Origin of the sequence: Mesorhizobium sp. BH1-1-4, assembly GCF_020165665.1 — a bacterium.
Lineage (GTDB): Bacteria > Pseudomonadota > Alphaproteobacteria > Rhizobiales > Rhizobiaceae > Mesorhizobium.
This window is the reverse complement of the sequence record NZ_JAIUIN010000011.1, coordinates 128,960-145,298: the sequence shown is the minus strand read 5'-3', so window position 1 is coordinate 145,298 and position 16,339 is coordinate 128,960. Positions and strand designations below refer to the sequence as shown.

The window sequence follows — 16,339 nt, the reverse complement described above, 5'->3', positions numbered from 1 at the left end:
CCAACCAAGAGATCACCGCCATGACCTCGACTTCGCGTTGCGCACTGCCGCTGTCCGGCATCAAGATCATCGACTTCGGGCAGTATATCGCCGGCCCCGCGGTGGCGATGATCCTCGGCGATCTCGGCGCGAGTGTCGTTCATGTCGATCCCCCCTCGGGTCCGCTCTGGGACAATCCGGCCAATGCAATTCTCAACCGCAACAAGTTGAGCGTCACGATCGACTTGAAAACCGCCGCGGGCCTGAACGAGGCGAACGCGCTGGTTGCCGAAGCCGACATCGTCATCGAGAATTTCAGGCCTAAGGTCCTGGCCCGGCTCGGCATCGACTTCGAAGCGCTGCGAAAAGTCCGTCCCGAGTTGATCACGGTATCGATCCCCGGCTTCGCCTCGAACGATCAACTGCGCAGCGACTGGCGCGCCTTCGAGACCGTTATCGCCGCCTCGTCCGGCGTCTTCACGGACATGGGCCTCAACCGGGTGCTGATGGGGATCAATCCGTCCTTTTCGCCGCTGCCCCTGGCCTCCGCCTATGGCACCATGCTCGCGGCTTCCGCAACCGTTCTGGCCCTTCAAAGCCGCCAGCGGACCGGGCATGGCGACCATATCGAAGTGCCCCTTGCCAGCGCGGTGATGGAGGGCCTATCCTACAATTCCATCAGGATCGAAGACTATCCGCTTCGCTACCAGACGCAGCGCGAACGGGAGATCGAACGCCGCCGCGAGGAAGGCCTGCCGATGGACATGTCCTACGGCGACTTGCAGGAATTTCTTGATCCCTTCTATCGAAGCTACATGTGCGGCGACGGGCGGATGTTCTACGTCGTCTGCCCAAGCCACAAGAACCACGCCAAACGCTGCCTGCAGACGCTCGGCCTTTACGATGAACTCGTGAGTGAAGGGCTCCGCGAGGAAGACGACACCTATCTTCCCGTCTCGGAATGGTCATCCGACGTGTCGCTCGGCGTCTATCCCTTGCCGAAATTCTGGGCCGACAAGATTGCCGCAAGGATGAAGGCGGTTTTCCTGACCCGCACCGCGGCGCAATGGGAGCATATTTTCGGCGAAGGGTTATTCCCGGGAGCACCGCAGCGCTGGCTTCAGGAATGGATTACCGACGATCATGCTAGGGCGGCTGGCCTGATGATCGAGGTCGACGATCCCATACTGGGCCGCATGATCCAGCCTGGGCCGATGGTGTGGCTGCAGGAAAGTGCGCACGCCATGTTGAGCCCGGTGCCGCGCAGCTGGGTAACCGTGGCCGAGGCCCAGGCAAGGCTGGCTGAAGTGAAAAGTCCGCCTCCGCCTGTTCCTGCCGCCAATGCCTCCGTCGGCTGGCTCGACGGGATCAAGATCCTCGACCTCTGCAACGTCATCGCGGGTCCGCACTCGGTCGCTTATCTCGCCCGCTTCGGCGCGGAGGTGATCAAGATCGACCCGGCAAAACCGTTCTACGACTGCTGGAACACGGTAATTTTTGGCATGTCCCACATGCGCGGCAAAAAATCCGCGCTGCTGGATATCGCAACCGTTGACGGGCGCGACGCATTCGAGAGGTTGGTCAAGTCCGTGGATGTCGTCGTCTGGAACGCCACCGACCGTCAGGTCGAAGTCATGGGGCTCGACCTAAAAGGGATGACAGAGCTCAACCCCGACGCAATTTTCTGTCAGCTCGATTGCTTCGGCGGCGTCCGCGTCGGACCGCGCACCAACTATCTTGGCTATGACGACCTGGTCCAGGCGGCGACAGGCATCATGCTTCGGTTTGGAGGATCGATGCGGACGCCGGAAGAACATGCCCATGTCGGCACCATCGATGTCATGTGCGGCTTTGGCGCCGCTCTCGGCGTGGCTGCCGCGCTTTTCCAGAAATCCGCGACTGGCGTCGTCGGCCGGCCACGCACGTCGCTGTCGGCGCTGACAGGGCTGGCGCAAATCCCCTTCTGCTACGACTATGAGGGCCGTCGACCATTCGATGAACCGGCGGGCCGCGAAACAAAAGGTTTTGACGCGTTGTCCCGGCTTTACGAAACTGCGTCCGGTGGTTCGATCCTGCTATGTGCGTCGGACGCCGACTTGCCGCGCTTCGAGACGGTAGAGGGATTGGCGGGGCTGGCTTCGATACCGAAGCCCGACCGGGTGACCCATCTGGCCAAGATATTCATGACCGAACCGGCCGAGATTTGGCAACAGCGCCTTGTCGACGCTGATATCGGTGCATCGCCTTGCGAGAACATCGAGACGATCCGGAGCCGGAACGCAAGGATGGCGGACGGTTGGCCTGGCACCCAATATGGCAGTTACTCGTTCTCCGTCTTCCCAGATCACCCGAGCGGTCACATGGTGACCCAACTTGATCCTTTCGCCGTCCGGCCCAGTGAGGGAAAGGTCCATGCTCTTGCGTCGGCCGAGAAATACGGCGCCTCGACACGCGCCGTTCTCGCCGCCGTCGGCTATGACGATGCTGACATCGACAGAATGCTGAAGTCGGGTGCCGCCAGTGTCTCCTGGAGCAGAGCCTATTTGCCAGGCTGAGAACAGACGCCAATGGCTCAAATCCCAAGGCGGCGTGGTTCGCCGCCCTGGATCTCGATCCATTCAGAAGATCGCGTTCGTGATCGCTTTGACCGGACCGAGCAGGACCGATCCGTCCGGCACGCCCGAGTCGATCGGAATGGCCTTGTGGTTCGCCGTCGCGGCCGCCACCATTGGCTGGCTGGCATCGCTGGTCACGATGACCGGGCTTTTCGACGGCACCCGGTCGTAGAGATCGATGATGTCCTGGTTCATCAGCCGCACGCAGCCCGACGACACCGACTTGCCGATCGAACGCCATTCCGGCGAGCCGTGCAGGCGGTAGAGCGTGTCGACATTGCCCTGGAACAGGTAGAGCGCACGCGCGCCGAGCGGGTTCTTCAAGCCGCCGGGCATGCCCCCATTGTCGGCGCTGTACTGCTTCAGTTCGGGCTGGCGGGCGATCATCTCATCCGGCGGCGTCCATTTCGGCCATTTCTGCTTCCACTGGACGACGGCATCGCCCGACCATTCGAAGCCGGCGCGGCCGAGGCCGACACCATAACGAATGGCCTGGCCGCCCGGGCGAACCAGATAGAGGAAGTGGCCGGTCGTATCGACGACGATGGTTCCGGGCTTCTGCCCTGTCGGGTCAGGCACGATCTGGCGCAGGAACTGCGGATCGATCCTGTCGACCGGGATGGCAGGCAGATCGAAGCCGCCATCGTTGACCGCCGCGTACATCGACGCATAGTCGGAGAGTGGCGGCTCGACATAGGTTGGTGGCGGCGGCTCGGCTGGCCCAGGTCCGGTGGTGGTGCATGCGGAAACCGCGATCGAGGCGGCGCCCAGGGCTGCGGCATTGAGGAAGCCGCGACGGCTCAGGCGATGGGATTCGATTTCGGTTATGGACATGGCTGCCTTCTTTAGGACTCAAATCGCAACAAAGCGTGAATACACCGACCGCTGTCGCGGGTGTCGAACAACACCTGGCGCGATAGGCGGTTCCGATTCTGGCCCGAACGTGGACAAACAAAGGCGAAGCTGTGACTGCGCCGCCACTGTGGCCCTTGGGCCACAGGTCCGCTAGCCACCGGATACCAAGGCGTCCAGCGACGGCAGGATCAGGTGAGGTGGCAGGTCCCGGTACTCCTCCGGCTGGTTGGAGCGGTTGATCCAAACCGTGCGGAAGCCGAATTTCGTGGCGCCGGCTATGTCCCAGCGATTGGAGGACTGGAAGGAAACCGCGCCGGGATAGAGCCGCCAGCCGGTGGCGACCATGTCGTACACAACAGGGTCGGTCTTGAAGCGCCGCACCGCATCGACCGAATAGATGTCGTCCAGAACATGGTCGAGCGCCGCGGACTTGACGGCTGCCTCCAGCATTTTAGGCGATCCGTTGGAGAGGATCGCCAGTCTCGCGCCCGAAGCCTTCAGCGCCTTCAGCACGGCCGGCACTTCGGGGTAACAATCCAGCCTCCAATAGGCTTCCAGCAGCTTTGCCTTCAGGCTCGGGTCGGCCGAAGGGACCTTGCGCAAGGCGAAGTCCAGCGCCTGTTCCGTCAACTGCCAGAAATCGGCATAGGCGCCCATGAGCGTGCGCACCCAGGAATATTCGAGCTGCTTGGCGCGCCAGATTTCGGACAGGAGCTGGCCGTCCGGGCCGATCGCGTCCGCGTGGCGGCGCACGGCCGCGTGCACGTCGAACAGCGTGCCATAGGCGTCGAAAACATAGGCGGCGTATTGCATGGCAACAGTTTTGAGGCGAGCCGGGACAAGGTGCAAGTCTTGATTGCATCGCACCGGCGCTGGCCTCAACAAAACTCCCCGATGCTGGTTGACGGCAGCGGCCAAAGCGTCATCCAATGTTGTCACACTAGATTTGAACGGAACAGGAAAACGCGATGACACTGGCGGCAGCGGCGCAATCCGCGACATGGACTTTCGTCGATGGCGATTGGTACGAAGGCAATGTCGCCATTCTGGGGCCGCGCAGCCACGCCATGTGGCTCGGCACCAGCGTATTCGACGGGGCGCGCTGGTTCGAGGGCGTGGCGCCGGATCTCGAACTTCATGCCGCACGCGTCAATGCCTCGGCGATCGCGCTCGGTCTCGCGCCGAACATGACGCCCGAGCAGATCGTCGGGCTGACCTGGGACGGATTGAAGAAATTCGACGGCAAGACGGCGGTCTATATCAGGCCGATGTACTGGGCCGAGCATGGCGGCTACATGGGCGTGCCGGCAGATCCGGCCTCGACGCGCTTTTGCCTGTGCCTCTATGAATCGCCAATGATCTCGCCGACCGGCTTTTCGGTGACGGTGTCGCCGTTCCGGCGCCCGACCATCGAGACCATGCCGACCAACGCCAAGGCCGGCTGCCTCTATCCCAACAATGGCCGCGCCATTGTCGAAGCCAAAATGCGCGGCTTCGACAATGCGCTTGTGCTGGACATGCTGGGCAATGTCGCGGAGACCGGAACCTCCAACATCTTCCTGGTCAAGGACGGCCATGTGCTGACGCCGGCCCCCAATGGAACCTTCCTGTCCGGCATCACCCGCTCGCGCACCATGACGCTGCTTGGCGACTATGGGTTCAGGACGACCGAAAAGACGCTGTCGGTGCGGGATTTCCTCGAAGCCGACGAGATCTTCTCGACCGGCAACCACTCCAAGGTCGTGCCGGTCACCCGCATCGAGGACCGCGACCTGCAACCCGGTCCGGTGGCCAAGAAGGCACGCGAACTCTATTGGGATTGGGCCCATTCGACCTCGGCCGGCTGACATGCCGGTCCGGCCTTTCGGCCACCGGGCAGTTGGTCGCAGGAAAAGCGTGTGACAGTTCTAGGGAACCCGCTTAGAAAGGGGCCGGCGCTTCACTTCCGGAGTTGTTCCAGCTCAATCCCGACCTATCTTACTCCGGTATCCACACCGGACTTTCCACGAGGGAGTACTACCCATGGCTTTCGAATTGCCCGCTCTGCCCTACGACTATGAGGCCCTGCAGCCCTATATGTCGAAAGAGACGCTGGAGTATCATCACGACAAGCATCACAAGGCTTATGTCGATAACGGCAACAAGCTCGCCGCCGAAGCCGGCCTTGGCGATCTTTCGGTCGAAGAGGTGGTCAAGCAGTCGTTCGGCAAGAATGCCGGCCTCTTCAACAATGCCGCCCAGCACTACAACCATATCCATTTCTGGAAGTGGATGAAAAAGGGCGGCGGCGGCAACAAGCTCCCCGGCGCGCTGCAGAAGGCATTCGACAGCGATCTCGGCGGCTACGACAAGTTCAAGGCTGATTTCATCGCCGCCGGCACGACGCAGTTCGGTTCGGGCTGGGCCTGGGTTTCGGTCAAGGATGGCAAACTGGCCATCTCCAAGACCCCGAACGGCGAAAACCCGCTCGTCCATGGCGCCTCGCCGATCCTCGGCGTCGACGTCTGGGAACACTCCTACTACATCGACTACCGCAACGCCCGGCCGAAATATCTCGAGGCCTTCGTCGACAGCCTGATCAACTGGGATCATGTGCTCGAACTCTACGAAAATGCCTGATTGCCTCCAGAAAAGCCCCGCATGCGGGGCTTTTCTTTTTCGGCACCGAACAACCAAAGGTCATACGAAATTCACGCGGGGAGAAGGGAATATTCCTTCCGTCGCATCCGTTAACGTACTGTCCTGAAATGCCTTCATCACGGAGCCAAATGAATGAGAAAGCTTGTCATCGCCATCTCCATGCTCGCACTCGCGGCGTCGGCGGCCTTTGCTGATCCGATCCTCGACCGGCAGGCTCTGATGAAGGAACGTGGAAAGATCGTCGGCGGCCTGTCGAAAGTGGCCAAGGGCGAGGAGCCCTTTGATGCCGCCGCGGTGCTGACGCAACTGCAGGCGCTGCAGGCGAATGCCGAGAAATTCGACGTCGAGGCCTTGTTCCCGAAGGGCAGCGATACGGGCGACACCACGGCGGCGCCGAAGATCTGGGAAGACATGGCCGGCTTCAAGGCGGCCGAGGACAAGTACCTCGCCGACGTCAAGGCCGCGGTCGCCGCCGCTCCCGCCGATGCAGACGCGCTGAAGACGCAGATCGGCACCATCGGCTCGGATTGCGGCACCTGCCACCAGGGCTACAGGGTCAAGAAGGGCTGATCGCCAGAAATGGCCTGGCTGAGGAAGCTCGTCGGCGCCGCCCTCGTTGTGGGCGTCGCCGGCGCGGCCGCCGGTTGGCTGCTGTCGGCGCCGGTCAGGCTCGATGCGACGGCCCTGGCGCAACTCGGCCCCGGCGACGCCAGCCGGGGCAAGCGCATTTTCTACGCAGGCGGCTGCACCTCCTGCCACGCGAAGCCCGGGTCGCAGGGCGACGCACGGCTTGAACTGGTGGGTGGCCTCGAACTCAAGACGCCGTTCGGCACCTTCGTTCCGCCCAACATTTCGCAAGATCCCAAGGATGGCATCGGGGCGTGGTCGGTCGAGGATCTCGCCAACGCGATGCTGAAGGGCGTATCGCCGTCGGGCCGTCATTTCTATCCGGCGTTTCCCTACGCGTCCTACACGCGCATGAAACCGTCCGACATTGCCGACCTATATGCCTTCCTCAAGACATTGCCCGCCGTCGCTGGCAAACCGCCGGGCAATTCGCTGGCGTTCCCGTTCAACATCCGGCGCGGCATTGGCCTATGGAAGCGGCTCTATCTCCGCGACCAGCCTGTCATTCCCCTGCCTGACGGCACGCCTGAACCGGTAATGGCCGGCCGCTACCTGGTCGAAGGACCGGGCCATTGCGGCGAATGCCACACGCCGCGCGATTTCGCGGGCGGCACCAGGAAAGGCGAATGGCTTGCCGGCGCCGTGGCCGCCGAGGGCTCTGGCGTCGTGCCGAACATCACTTCGGGCGAGGGGGGGATCGGCACTTGGTCGGCATCCGATATCGCCAACTACCTCGAAACCGGCTTCACGCCGGATTTCGATTCCGTCGGCGGCGCCATGGTCGACGTTCAGCGCAACATGGCCGAGCTGACGGCGGACGACCGCGCGGCGATCGCCGCCTACCTCAAGGCGATACCGCCGCATCCCAACGGCTATCCGGCACGCCAGAAAAGCACGAAATAGGGCAATTCAAGGAAAAGTGCGAAACGGTTTTCCGTCCGGAATTGCGCCAAAACAAAGAGTCAATCTTCGCACTACAGGTGGCGATCGCCGAGGAAATCGAAGCCTGTTTCGAAGAAATGATTGTAATTGCAGGTCAACTCTTCGCCTGGGGCGATGTCGCGCAAGGCATAGGTTTCCTCGGGCGATGAGACATCGCAATTCGGCTCGTCGTCATGGTTCATGTAGCGAGCGTCATCGGCTTCGAAGACGATATAGGCCGGATCGCGCCGGTCGGGGTAGGAATAGCGGTCGAGATAGTTCTTCACCGGCCCGGTCTCGCCCTCATAGGTCTCGACGTCGATGATGCGGTCGAACCGGGGGTCGAGCTTCCAGACCAGCGTCCCCTTGGGGATGTGGTTCTTGGCAAACACACCAATGCCCTGGATCGGCGATTTGTCGAGATAGACGTCGACGAGCAGCATAATGGACCCTTGTGCAAGTGCGGGCTCGTGCCCAGGAAAATCGTGCCTTGGGTAGCGCGCGAGCGGCGCGATTGCGAGCGGAAATGAGCCGCGCGGAAGTCAAAAAGTCATGATCATCATGCCTGTCGGCGGATGTTTGCTGTCTGGCGTCAGCGCTGTTGCAAGGCGAGGCGGACACCCAGGGCGCAGTAGATACCGCCGACAACCTTGCCTTGCCATTTCAGCACTGTCGGATTTCGGCGCAGGAAACCGCCGAGCCGCCCTGCGCTGACGGCAAACACGACCGTGCTGAAAAGCCCCAGCATGACGAAGATGATCCCCAATACGGCCAGCTGAACCATCGCCGATCCGTTTTCGGGACGCACGAACTGAGGCAGGAAAGCCAGGAAGAAAAGCGCGGTCTTGGGGTTGAGCACCTCGGTCAGGACAGCCTGTCGAAACGCCGTGCCGGCCGATATCGCAAGCGCGCCAGCGGTCGGATCGGTCGGTGCTTTCTCGATGATGGCGCGAATGCCGAGGTAAACGAGGTAGGCCGCGCCGATATATTTCACGATGCCGAACAGCGTCGCCGACGTGGCGATGATCGCCGAGATGCCGACCATCGCCATCACGGTGTGGAACACATCGCCGGCCGCGATCCCGGCGCCGGTGGCGATCCCGACCCTCGTTCCCGAACTCGTCGCGCGGGCGATCGTCAACAGCGTGGCAGGACCCGGAATGAAGACAAAACCGAACACAACCGCGATGTAGGCTATCGCTGTGGACAGATCGATCATCGCGGCTTTCCTCCGTAAAGCTATGCCTTGTCCGTCACCTTCAGGGCGAAGGCATAAGTATAGGCGATCTCCTCGAGGCGTGAAAACCGCCCGGAGGCACCGGCATGGCCGGAATCCATGTTGATCTTGAACAGCACCGGATTGTCGCCGCTCTTGCGGTCGCGCAGCCGCGCCACCCATTTGGCCGGCTCCCAATAGGTCACGCGCGGATCGGTAAGGCCGGCTAGCGCCAGGATCGGCGGATAGTCGAGCGCGGCGACATTGTCGTAGGGCGAATAAGCGGCGATCGTCCGGTAGTCGTCCGCCGACGCGATCGGATTACCCCATTCCGGCCATTCCGGCGGGGTCAGCGGCAGGCTCGCATCCAGCATGGTGGTGAGCACATCGACGAACGGAACCTCGGCCACGATGCCGCCGAAGCACTCCGGCGCCATGTTGGCTATGGCGCCCATCAGCATGCCGCCGGCCGAGCCGCCTTGCGCGACCATACGGTCATGCGCGGTATAGCGCTCGGCGACGAGGTGACGCGCGCAGGCGATGAAATCGGTGAAGGTGTTCATCTTCTGCGCACGCTTGCCGTCATCGTACCAGCCATACCCCTTGTCCTTGCCGCCGCGGACATGGGCGATGGCAAAGACCAGGCCTCGGTCGACCAGCGAGAACCAGTTGGGATTGAAGGCGGCCGGCACGGTGATGCCGTAGGAGCCGTAACCGTAGAGCAGGCAAGGCGCGGAACCGTCCAGCGGCGTGTCGCGGTGATGCAGAAGCGAGATCGGCACCAGTTCGCCATCGGCCGCGGGCGCCATCAGCCGCCTCGTGACATACTGGTGTGGGTCATGACCGGACGGCACTTCCTGGGTCTTGAGCAGCACACGCTCACGGGTCCGCATGTTGTAGTCGAACATCTGCGACGGCGTCGTCATCGACGAGTAGGAAAAGCGCATCATCTCGGTGTCGTATTCCAGAGACCCTGAAAGGCCGAGCGAGAAGGCCTCCTCGTCGAAGGAAATCAAATGCTCTTCGCCGCTGGCACGGTCACGCACGACGATGCGTGGCAGGCCTTCCTTGCGCTCGAGCCGGACCATGTGGTCCTTGAAGCCGATCACCGACAGGATCAGCCGGCCCGGCTCATGCGGCACCAGTTCCTGCCAGTTGGCGCGGACAGGATCGCTCACCGGCGCCGTCATGATCTTGAAGTCCTTGGCGCCATCCGCATTGGTCAGGACGAAGAAGATGTCGCCGCCTTCCTCCAACTCATACTGAAGGCCGGTCTCGCGGGCCGAAACCAGCTTCGGTTCGGCAAATGGATCGCTAGCACTCAGCAGGCGGTATTCCGAGGTCTCATGGTCGTTGATGCCGATCATGATCCATTGATTGTTGCGGGTCCCATCGACGTTCATGAAGAAGCCGGGGTCGGTTTCCTCGTAGATCAGCCGGTCGTTTTCAGTGTTTTGGCCCAGGGCGTGGAACAGCACTTTCGACGGCCGGTGGTTTGGATCGAGACGCGTGTAGAAGAACCCGTCATTGCCCGCGTCCCAGACGCCCGAACCGCCTGTCGCGGGAATCTGGTCCGCCAGTTCCATGCCATCGGCCAGGTCGCGCACGCGCAGCGTGTAGAATTCGGAGCCCTTGTCGTCGAAGGCCCATAGAAGCTTGCGATGGTCGGCCGAATGATCGACCCCGCCAAGCCGGAAATAGGCCTTCCCCGCGGCCTCGGCATCGCCGTCGAGCAGGATCTGCTCGGGTCCGCCATCGCGCGGCGTGCGGAAATAGCGCGGCTGCTCGCCGCCCAGCTTGAAGGAGGACCCATAGGCATAAGACCCGTCCTTCATCGGAACCGAAGAATCGTCTTCCTTGATGCGGCCCTTCATTTCCTTGAAAAGCTGCTTTTGCAGATCCGATGTGTCGGCCATCAGTTTCGACTGGTAGGCATTCTCGGCTTCGAGTTCGGCGCGGATCCCGGGATCGAGCAAGGAAGGATCCCGGAACATCTCCTGCCAGTTATCCGCCCGCAGCCAGGCATATTCGTCGGTTCGCGTGATGCCGTGATGCGTGTCCGAGACGGGCCTTTTCTCGGGGGCAGGGGCGCTGACGATTGGAAATCGGGAAGTCCTGGTCATTGCGTCTCGCTCTGGAAATATCTTGAATGACGAATGAACACGCCGATCAGGGCGGGTTCAAGAGCCGTTGCGTAGAGGTGATGTGGGCCCATTGAGGTGGCCGGGAGGAGAGAAGATGACTATTCGGTCTCGTATTGCCACGGCCTTCGCCGTTGCTTCGCTAACTCTGGTCTTTTCCGGCCAGTCTCATGCGACCGTATTCGCGGCTTGGCAAGTGGCCAATGTGCCGTTCGGCGACACGCTCAATGTGCGCAAATATCCGTCGGGGACATCCCAGAAGCAGGCCGCCTACCCGAACGGGACCGTCCTGCAGATGACGGGACGATGCACCGGCGGCATGAACCTGCTCGACATTGCCGGCCAACCGGCATGGAAACAGCAACAGACAGTCCGCTATCGCTGGTGCGAGGTCTGGCATGACCCCGCCAAGAACGGCGTCTTCGTCACCGGCTGGGCCTATGGCAAATACATTACGCCGTTTTGACCAACGAATGGTCGGCAACCTGTGGTTTTGTGGACAGGTGTGAACAACCAAGCTTGTCGGTGTGGCCGCCAAGCAAACCCGAACATTGAAACCTATTTTGTGAGTTATCGCGAATGTAATGATTAGCTGACCTAACGTCAGGCTTTATCCGTTTGGCGAACGAAATATCGAAAAATTACATGGTGCACGAAAGATTGAAGCTGATCCCGGAATAGTTGATCAAAATCCCTAAATATAATGCAGGCGGCGAATTGACTTACTTGACGTGCGGTCGCATTGATGTCCCTGTGACGCGAATCGCAGAAGCTCTATCTGCATAAATTCGTGCGATGCCCTGCCTGTAAAAAGGGGCACAGACCGACGTAACTCTTGTTGGGGCCTGAAGACCATGGATATTGTCGAAACACCTTCCAGAAACAATGATGCGCTGATCGAGCTCACCGCCGATGTGGTGGCTGCCTATGTCAGCAACAATCCCGTGCCGGTCGGCGAACTGCCGAACCTGATATCTGATGTCCACGCCGCCCTCGGTCGCGTGGGCGGAACCGTTGAACAGCCGCCTGCCGACAAGCAGAAGCCGGCTGTCAACCCGAAGCGCTCGGTTCATGACGACTACATCGTCTGTCTTGAAGACGGCAAGAAGTTCAAGTCGCTCAAGCGTCACCTGATGACCCACTACGATCTGACGCCCGATCAGTACCGCGAAAAGTGGAACCTGGACCCGAGCTATCCGATGGTGGCGCCGAACTATGCGGCGGCTCGCTCGCAGCTTGCCAAGAAGATGGGCCTTGGCCGCAAGCGCAAGGCGCGGTAGTCGCTTTTTCAGAAGCGAACTGAAATCGAACGGCGCCTTCGGGCGCCGTTTTGCTTTTGCTGGGGAGGAAAATGGAAGTTGGAAACCTGTCGCGCGGGCAGCAATCTGTCACGCAGTATGGGCGAGCGCCATCTCCGCATCGCGTTTGATGCGCTTGACCATCGAACGAAGCCCGTTGGCGCGCTGGGGTGACAGGTGCTCGTCGAGGCCGAGAGCCTTCAGCGTCGCTTCGGCGTCGGTTCTCTGGATTTCGCTGGCCGTCTTTCCGGAAAACAGCGCCAGCATGATCGCGACCAGTCCGCGCACGATATGGGCATCCGAATCGCCTGTGAAGGTGATGACGGGGTCGGCGCCCGGTCCCCGTTCGGTGGTCAGCCAGACCTGGCTCACGCAACCTGGCACCTTGTTGGCGGGGTTGCGCTGCTCATCTGGGAACGGCGGCAGGGCTTCGCCGAGCTCGATGACGTAGCGATAGCGGTCTTCCCATTCATCGAGGAAGGAAAAATCGTCGCGGATCGTCTGGATCGTCGTCGTCATGAGCCGGATATAATCACGCGGCGGCGCCGCGTCACGAGAAAAACAAGAACACCGCGGGCGTCGAGAGGGCAGACAGCCCGCGGTGCGCCGTCGAGACGGCTTAATTCTTGATGGGCAGGTCGACCGTTTCGGGCAGGACGACTTCCGGCACGCTGCCGGTCGTTGTCGTGGTGTCGGTGCCGGCGGACTTGTCATCCAGCATGGCGGCCGCGATCTTGGCGGTCTCCTTGGCGCGCGCGGTGATGGTGTGCATCGCCGACTTGCCGGTTGCGCAGACATCGGGCTTGCGTTCGCAGATTCCGGCGATGTCGCCGACGGCGTCGCGCGCCGCGAACAGGGCCTGGATCGGCCCGACGCTTTCCTGGCTCGTTTCGTCAGACCCGACACCCAGCGGCAGCGCCAGCAGTACCAGGGAAAACCAGAAAGCCATTCTTATCAGGAAAAACATGCCTTGCCTCTCGTCGTGACCGGATCATGCATCAAAGGGCATGACCTCTTTTATGGCCAGCATGTTGGCACACAGGCACGAAGGACGGCTTGCAGGCAAAGCGAAAATTCTCTTCAAATTTTAGGCAAATTCGAAACCAGGCGTTCTTGCCGCCGATTTGTCTCAGATCGGGACAATTTTCCTTACTGTGTGATAACCATCCATCCCACTGGTTTCATTGTACTTCCGACGAAATCAAGCGATTTCGACGGCTTGACCGGCTGGCTGGCGACGGGCGTTCGCGAATAACCGTCCGTTTACTATGGCTGCATTTGCCCGGGTTTTCGGCCGCCGCTATCCCGATATTTGCCGCGAGGCGGGCCTTGGTCGGCCCTGCCTTATCCATTCCTTAAACGCTGGATGCGAGTTTCAAAGCCAACCAAGACAATCTGCAAAAGCAGAGCTGTTCACGACGAGTGCGAGTGCGTTGAGTTGATGCCGATCGAGGCCAGATACGCTGAATTGCCTGGCGCAATGGCGGCCGGTTGTGAGCGCATGGTTCACCCCAGCGTTCACGAACGGAGCGACCGCGAGCGCCAACGCCGTTTCATTGGCGTCATGCTGGCCGCGCCGTTCTTTGCCGCGGGCGCGGCGGTCACGCTTGTGACGTCGGGGATGGGCGCCGCCGTGACCATGGCCGCCATTTTCGCGGCCTTCGGCCTGTGCTGGTTCGTCGCCCTGCTGGTGGCCGCTACCGGCAAGATGGCCGGTGCGGGGCCGATCGCCCTGGCGATGGCGGCGCTTGCGCTTGGCGGTCTCATCGGTGCCGCCGGCGGATTGAGTTCTCCTGTCGCCATGCTTGCCCTGGCGCTGCCATTCGAAGCCTGGTGGATCGGCGCTTCGCGGCGTGCGGCATTGTGGGGCGCCGCTTCGGCCGTCATCGCCATCGCCCTTCAGTCCTTGTCCGCCGCCTTCCTTCCATTCGTGGGCGCGCACGTCGCCGCCTGGCATTGGCTGGTGCCATTGGCCTGGGCGCTGACCCTCGTCCCACGCATATCGGCCTTTCGCGGCACCGCCGGCGCTGCCGACACGGTCGATGCGGGCGACCGGTTGGAAGAGATTATCGACGCGGTGGTCTTGCGGGTCGCGCGCCACGGAGAAGTCGTGGATGCGTCCGCCAGGGCGCGCACGCTGCTGAAATTGCCGCCCGAGCTTTTGTCCGGAACGGGCCTCTTCGACCGCGTCCATCTGTCGGACCGCGTCTCCTATCTCAGCGCCCTGGCCGACATGCGCGATGGCGCCCTGTCGCGCCGCCTCGAATTGCGCATCAGGCTGCCGCAGAATGGCGGTGGCGCCCACAACGGCAATGGTTTGGTGGCCGACAATTACCAGCCATTCGCGCTCGAACTGGTGCGCGGCGAGCAACAGAGCGACGTCTTCACGCTCGTCCTGCGCCAGAACGACGAGACCGCGCGGCTGCGCGACGAACTGGCGCAAGCCAATGAGACCGCTGCCGCCGCCGAAGTGGCCAAGGGCCGCTTCCTGGCGGTGGTGAGCCATGAACTGCGCACGCCGTTGAACGCCATTATCGGCTTCTCCGACATGCTGCTGCATGAGATGTTCGGCGCCTTCAAGGATCCGCGCCAGAAGGAATATGTCGGCCTCGTGCGGGATTCGGGCCAGCATTTGCTGGCGGTCGTGACATCCATACTCGACGTGTCGAGGATCGAATCGGGCGTCTACGCCACCGAGCCGGAGCCGTTCCGGTTCATGGAAGCCGTGGACATGTGCCAGTCGATGATGCGGTTGCAGGCGCAGGCCAAGAACATCGACCTGCAGACGCAGATCGCCCCGGACACAGGCGACATCAATGCCGATCGCCGCGCCGTGCAGCAGATGCTCATCAACCTCGTTTCCAACGCCATCAAGTTCACGCCCGACGGCGGCGATGTCGTCGTCGGCGCCAAGCGGATCGGGTCGCGCCTGCATTTCTGGGTCAGGGACACCGGCATCGGTATTGCCGAGGAGGATTTCGCCAATCTCGGCAAACCCTTCATGCAGATCCAGAACGACTATACACGCCGTTTCGAGGGGACGGGTCTTGGCCTTTCGCTGGTGAAGGGGCTGGTGGCCTTGCACCAAGGGACCATGTCGATCGAAAGCATGCCGGGCGAGGGCACCACTGTGACCATCAGCCTGCCGGTCAGCGGGCCGAAGGGCCGCCCCGCCAACCCGAGCGGAGTGCTGACGATGCCGGTGCCGAGGGCGAAAGGGGACGGAAATGGCTCGCTCCGCAAAACAGCTTAAGGCGGTCAAACGCCGCGGCAATGCCTTTCAGGATGGCGCCATCGCCGTCGGCGGCATGATTTCGCGCAATCCCGTCCTGGTGGGAGGCTCGACCGCATTCCTGGTGACGCTGTTCTACGTCTCGGCGAATGCGCTGTGGTATCAGCCTTTCCCGCATGCCGGGGCGTTTTTCGCCACACGCAATTTCCAGGGTGTTCCGCACGCCGCCGACGAGCCGGAGACGACAATCAACATCGTGCGGTCCAACGCCGCGCCCGCCCCGATCAAGGGCGATCCGGTGGTCGAGCAGGTGCAAGGCATATTGAAGGACCTCGATTTCTATTCCGGCACGGTCGACGGCATCTCCGGGCCCAACACGCGCAAGGCCATACAGGCCTATCAGCAGAAGGTCGGGCTGAACGCCTCGGGCGAGATCGACGCGCTGCTGCTGGACCAACTGGGTGCAACGCCGAAGACCGCCGCCGTGCCCAGGCCGCAGCCTCGTCCCGACGTCGCGCCGGCCGCCGTTCCCGTGTCGTTGCAGACGAATTCCGGGCAGACGAATTCCGGGCAAGCGAGTTCCGGGCAGGCGAGTACCGCCTCGACCTCGACCGAAGGACCAGATCCCCGCATCATCAAGATCCAGGCCGGGCTCAAGGCCTTCGGCAATGACGACATGCAACTGGATGGCGTCGTCGGTGCGCGCACAAAGGCCGCGATCAAGGAATTCCAGTCGCTGTTCGGCTTGCCACAGACCGGCGAGCCCGACGAGATCGTCTACGTCAAGATGCGCGAGATCGGCCTGACCAACTGAC

16 protein-coding genes are annotated in these 16,339 nt (G+C 61.8%); 9 read left to right on the top strand and 7 right to left on the bottom strand.

Features of this window, described 5'->3' with window-relative positions:
* Positions 1 to 20 precede the first annotated feature (20 nt).
* Complete coding sequence (locus LB569_RS19995; protein WP_224693788.1) at positions 21 to 2,534, top strand: CoA transferase; 2,514 nt, start codon at positions 21 to 23, stop codon at positions 2,532 to 2,534.
* A 63-nt stretch (positions 2,535 to 2,597) separates the two neighbouring features.
* On the opposite strand, the gene LB569_RS19990 is transcribed toward LB569_RS19995, so the two are convergent.
* Both LB569_RS19990 and LB569_RS19985 read right to left on the bottom strand, forming a co-directional pair.
* The gene (locus LB569_RS19990; protein ID WP_140709794.1) at positions 2,598 to 3,428 is read right to left on the bottom strand and encodes a L,D-transpeptidase; all 831 of its coding nucleotides are present in this window, start codon (positions 3,426 to 3,428) and stop codon (positions 2,598 to 2,600) included.
* Between the two features lie 171 nt (positions 3,429 to 3,599).
* The gene (locus LB569_RS19985; RefSeq protein ID WP_224693787.1) at positions 3,600 to 4,262 is read right to left on the bottom strand and encodes a haloacid dehalogenase type II; all 663 of its coding nucleotides are present in this window, start codon (positions 4,260 to 4,262) and stop codon (positions 3,600 to 3,602) included.
* Between the two features lie 155 nt (positions 4,263 to 4,417).
* Here LB569_RS19985 and LB569_RS19980 point away from each other — a divergent pair, with 155 nt between their 5' ends.
* The 4 genes from LB569_RS19980 (at position 4,418) to LB569_RS19965 (ending at position 7,619) form a co-directional block, all read left to right on the top strand.
* Positions 4,418 to 5,296 carry a branched-chain amino acid aminotransferase gene (locus LB569_RS19980; RefSeq protein ID WP_224540758.1) on the top strand — a complete coding sequence of 293 codons (879 nt, stop codon included), beginning with the start codon at positions 4,418 to 4,420 and terminating at the stop codon, positions 5,294 to 5,296.
* A gap of 175 nt (positions 5,297 to 5,471) precedes the next feature.
* Positions 5,472 to 6,068 (top strand): superoxide dismutase, encoded by a 597-nt coding sequence (locus tag LB569_RS19975; RefSeq protein ID WP_224540756.1) that lies wholly within the window; start codon positions 5,472 to 5,474, stop codon positions 6,066 to 6,068.
* A 153-nt stretch (positions 6,069 to 6,221) separates the two neighbouring features.
* Positions 6,222 to 6,659 (top strand): c-type cytochrome, encoded by a 438-nt coding sequence (locus tag LB569_RS19970; protein ID WP_140709798.1) that lies wholly within the window; start codon positions 6,222 to 6,224, stop codon positions 6,657 to 6,659.
* A gap of 9 nt (positions 6,660 to 6,668) precedes the next feature.
* Positions 6,669 to 7,619, top strand: a complete 951-nt coding sequence (locus LB569_RS19965; protein WP_224693786.1) for a cytochrome c — start codon at positions 6,669 to 6,671, stop codon at positions 7,617 to 7,619.
* 71 nt (positions 7,620 to 7,690) lie between these two features.
* Here the strand turns inward: LB569_RS19965 and LB569_RS19960 are convergent, their stop codons facing one another.
* The 3 genes from LB569_RS19960 to LB569_RS19950 all read right to left on the bottom strand — a co-directional run bounded on the left by LB569_RS19960 (position 7,691) and on the right by LB569_RS19950 (position 10,976).
* Positions 7,691 to 8,080 carry an SET domain-containing protein gene (locus tag LB569_RS19960; protein WP_140709801.1) on the bottom strand — a complete coding sequence of 130 codons (390 nt, stop codon included), beginning with the start codon at positions 8,078 to 8,080 and terminating at the stop codon, positions 7,691 to 7,693.
* 149 nt (positions 8,081 to 8,229) lie between these two features.
* Positions 8,230 to 8,856, bottom strand: a complete 627-nt coding sequence (locus tag LB569_RS19955) for a LysE family translocator (RefSeq protein ID WP_224540750.1) — start codon at positions 8,854 to 8,856, stop codon at positions 8,230 to 8,232.
* Between the two features lie 20 nt (positions 8,857 to 8,876).
* On the bottom strand, positions 8,877 to 10,976 hold the full coding sequence (locus tag LB569_RS19950) for a S9 family peptidase (RefSeq protein ID WP_224693785.1): 2,100 nt from the start codon (positions 10,974 to 10,976) through the stop codon (positions 8,877 to 8,879).
* A gap of 115 nt (positions 10,977 to 11,091) precedes the next feature.
* On the opposite strand from LB569_RS19950, the gene LB569_RS19945 reads away from it, so the two are divergent.
* A complete protein-coding gene (locus LB569_RS19945) occupies positions 11,092 to 11,460 on the top strand; it encodes an SH3 domain-containing protein (RefSeq protein WP_224540747.1) in 369 nt (122 codons plus the stop codon).
* A 388-nt stretch (positions 11,461 to 11,848) separates the two neighbouring features.
* Complete coding sequence (locus LB569_RS19940) at positions 11,849 to 12,274, top strand: MucR family transcriptional regulator (protein WP_027143963.1); 426 nt, start codon at positions 11,849 to 11,851, stop codon at positions 12,272 to 12,274.
* A gap of 108 nt (positions 12,275 to 12,382) precedes the next feature.
* Here LB569_RS19940 and LB569_RS19935 read toward each other — a convergent pair whose 3' ends face one another.
* Together LB569_RS19935 and LB569_RS19930 are read right to left on the bottom strand one after the other, a co-directional pair.
* Positions 12,383 to 12,811, bottom strand: coding sequence for a SufE family protein (locus LB569_RS19935; protein WP_224540745.1), 429 nt, complete (start codon positions 12,809 to 12,811; stop codon positions 12,383 to 12,385).
* A 100-nt stretch (positions 12,812 to 12,911) separates the two neighbouring features.
* On the bottom strand, positions 12,912 to 13,259 hold the full coding sequence (locus LB569_RS19930; RefSeq protein WP_224693784.1) for a DUF5330 domain-containing protein: 348 nt from the start codon (positions 13,257 to 13,259) through the stop codon (positions 12,912 to 12,914).
* Positions 13,260 to 13,793: 534 nt separating this feature from the next.
* On the opposite strand from LB569_RS19930, the gene LB569_RS19925 reads away from it, so the two are divergent.
* Positions 13,794 to 15,545 (top strand): sensor histidine kinase, encoded by a 1,752-nt coding sequence (locus LB569_RS19925; protein ID WP_224693783.1) that lies wholly within the window; start codon positions 13,794 to 13,796, stop codon positions 15,543 to 15,545.
* The gene (locus LB569_RS19920; RefSeq protein WP_224693782.1) at positions 15,520 to 16,338 is read left to right on the top strand and encodes a peptidoglycan-binding protein; all 819 of its coding nucleotides are present in this window, start codon (positions 15,520 to 15,522) and stop codon (positions 16,336 to 16,338) included. The genes LB569_RS19925 and LB569_RS19920 overlap by 26 nt, the downstream gene beginning before the upstream one ends.
* Position 16,339 lies beyond the last annotated feature (1 nt).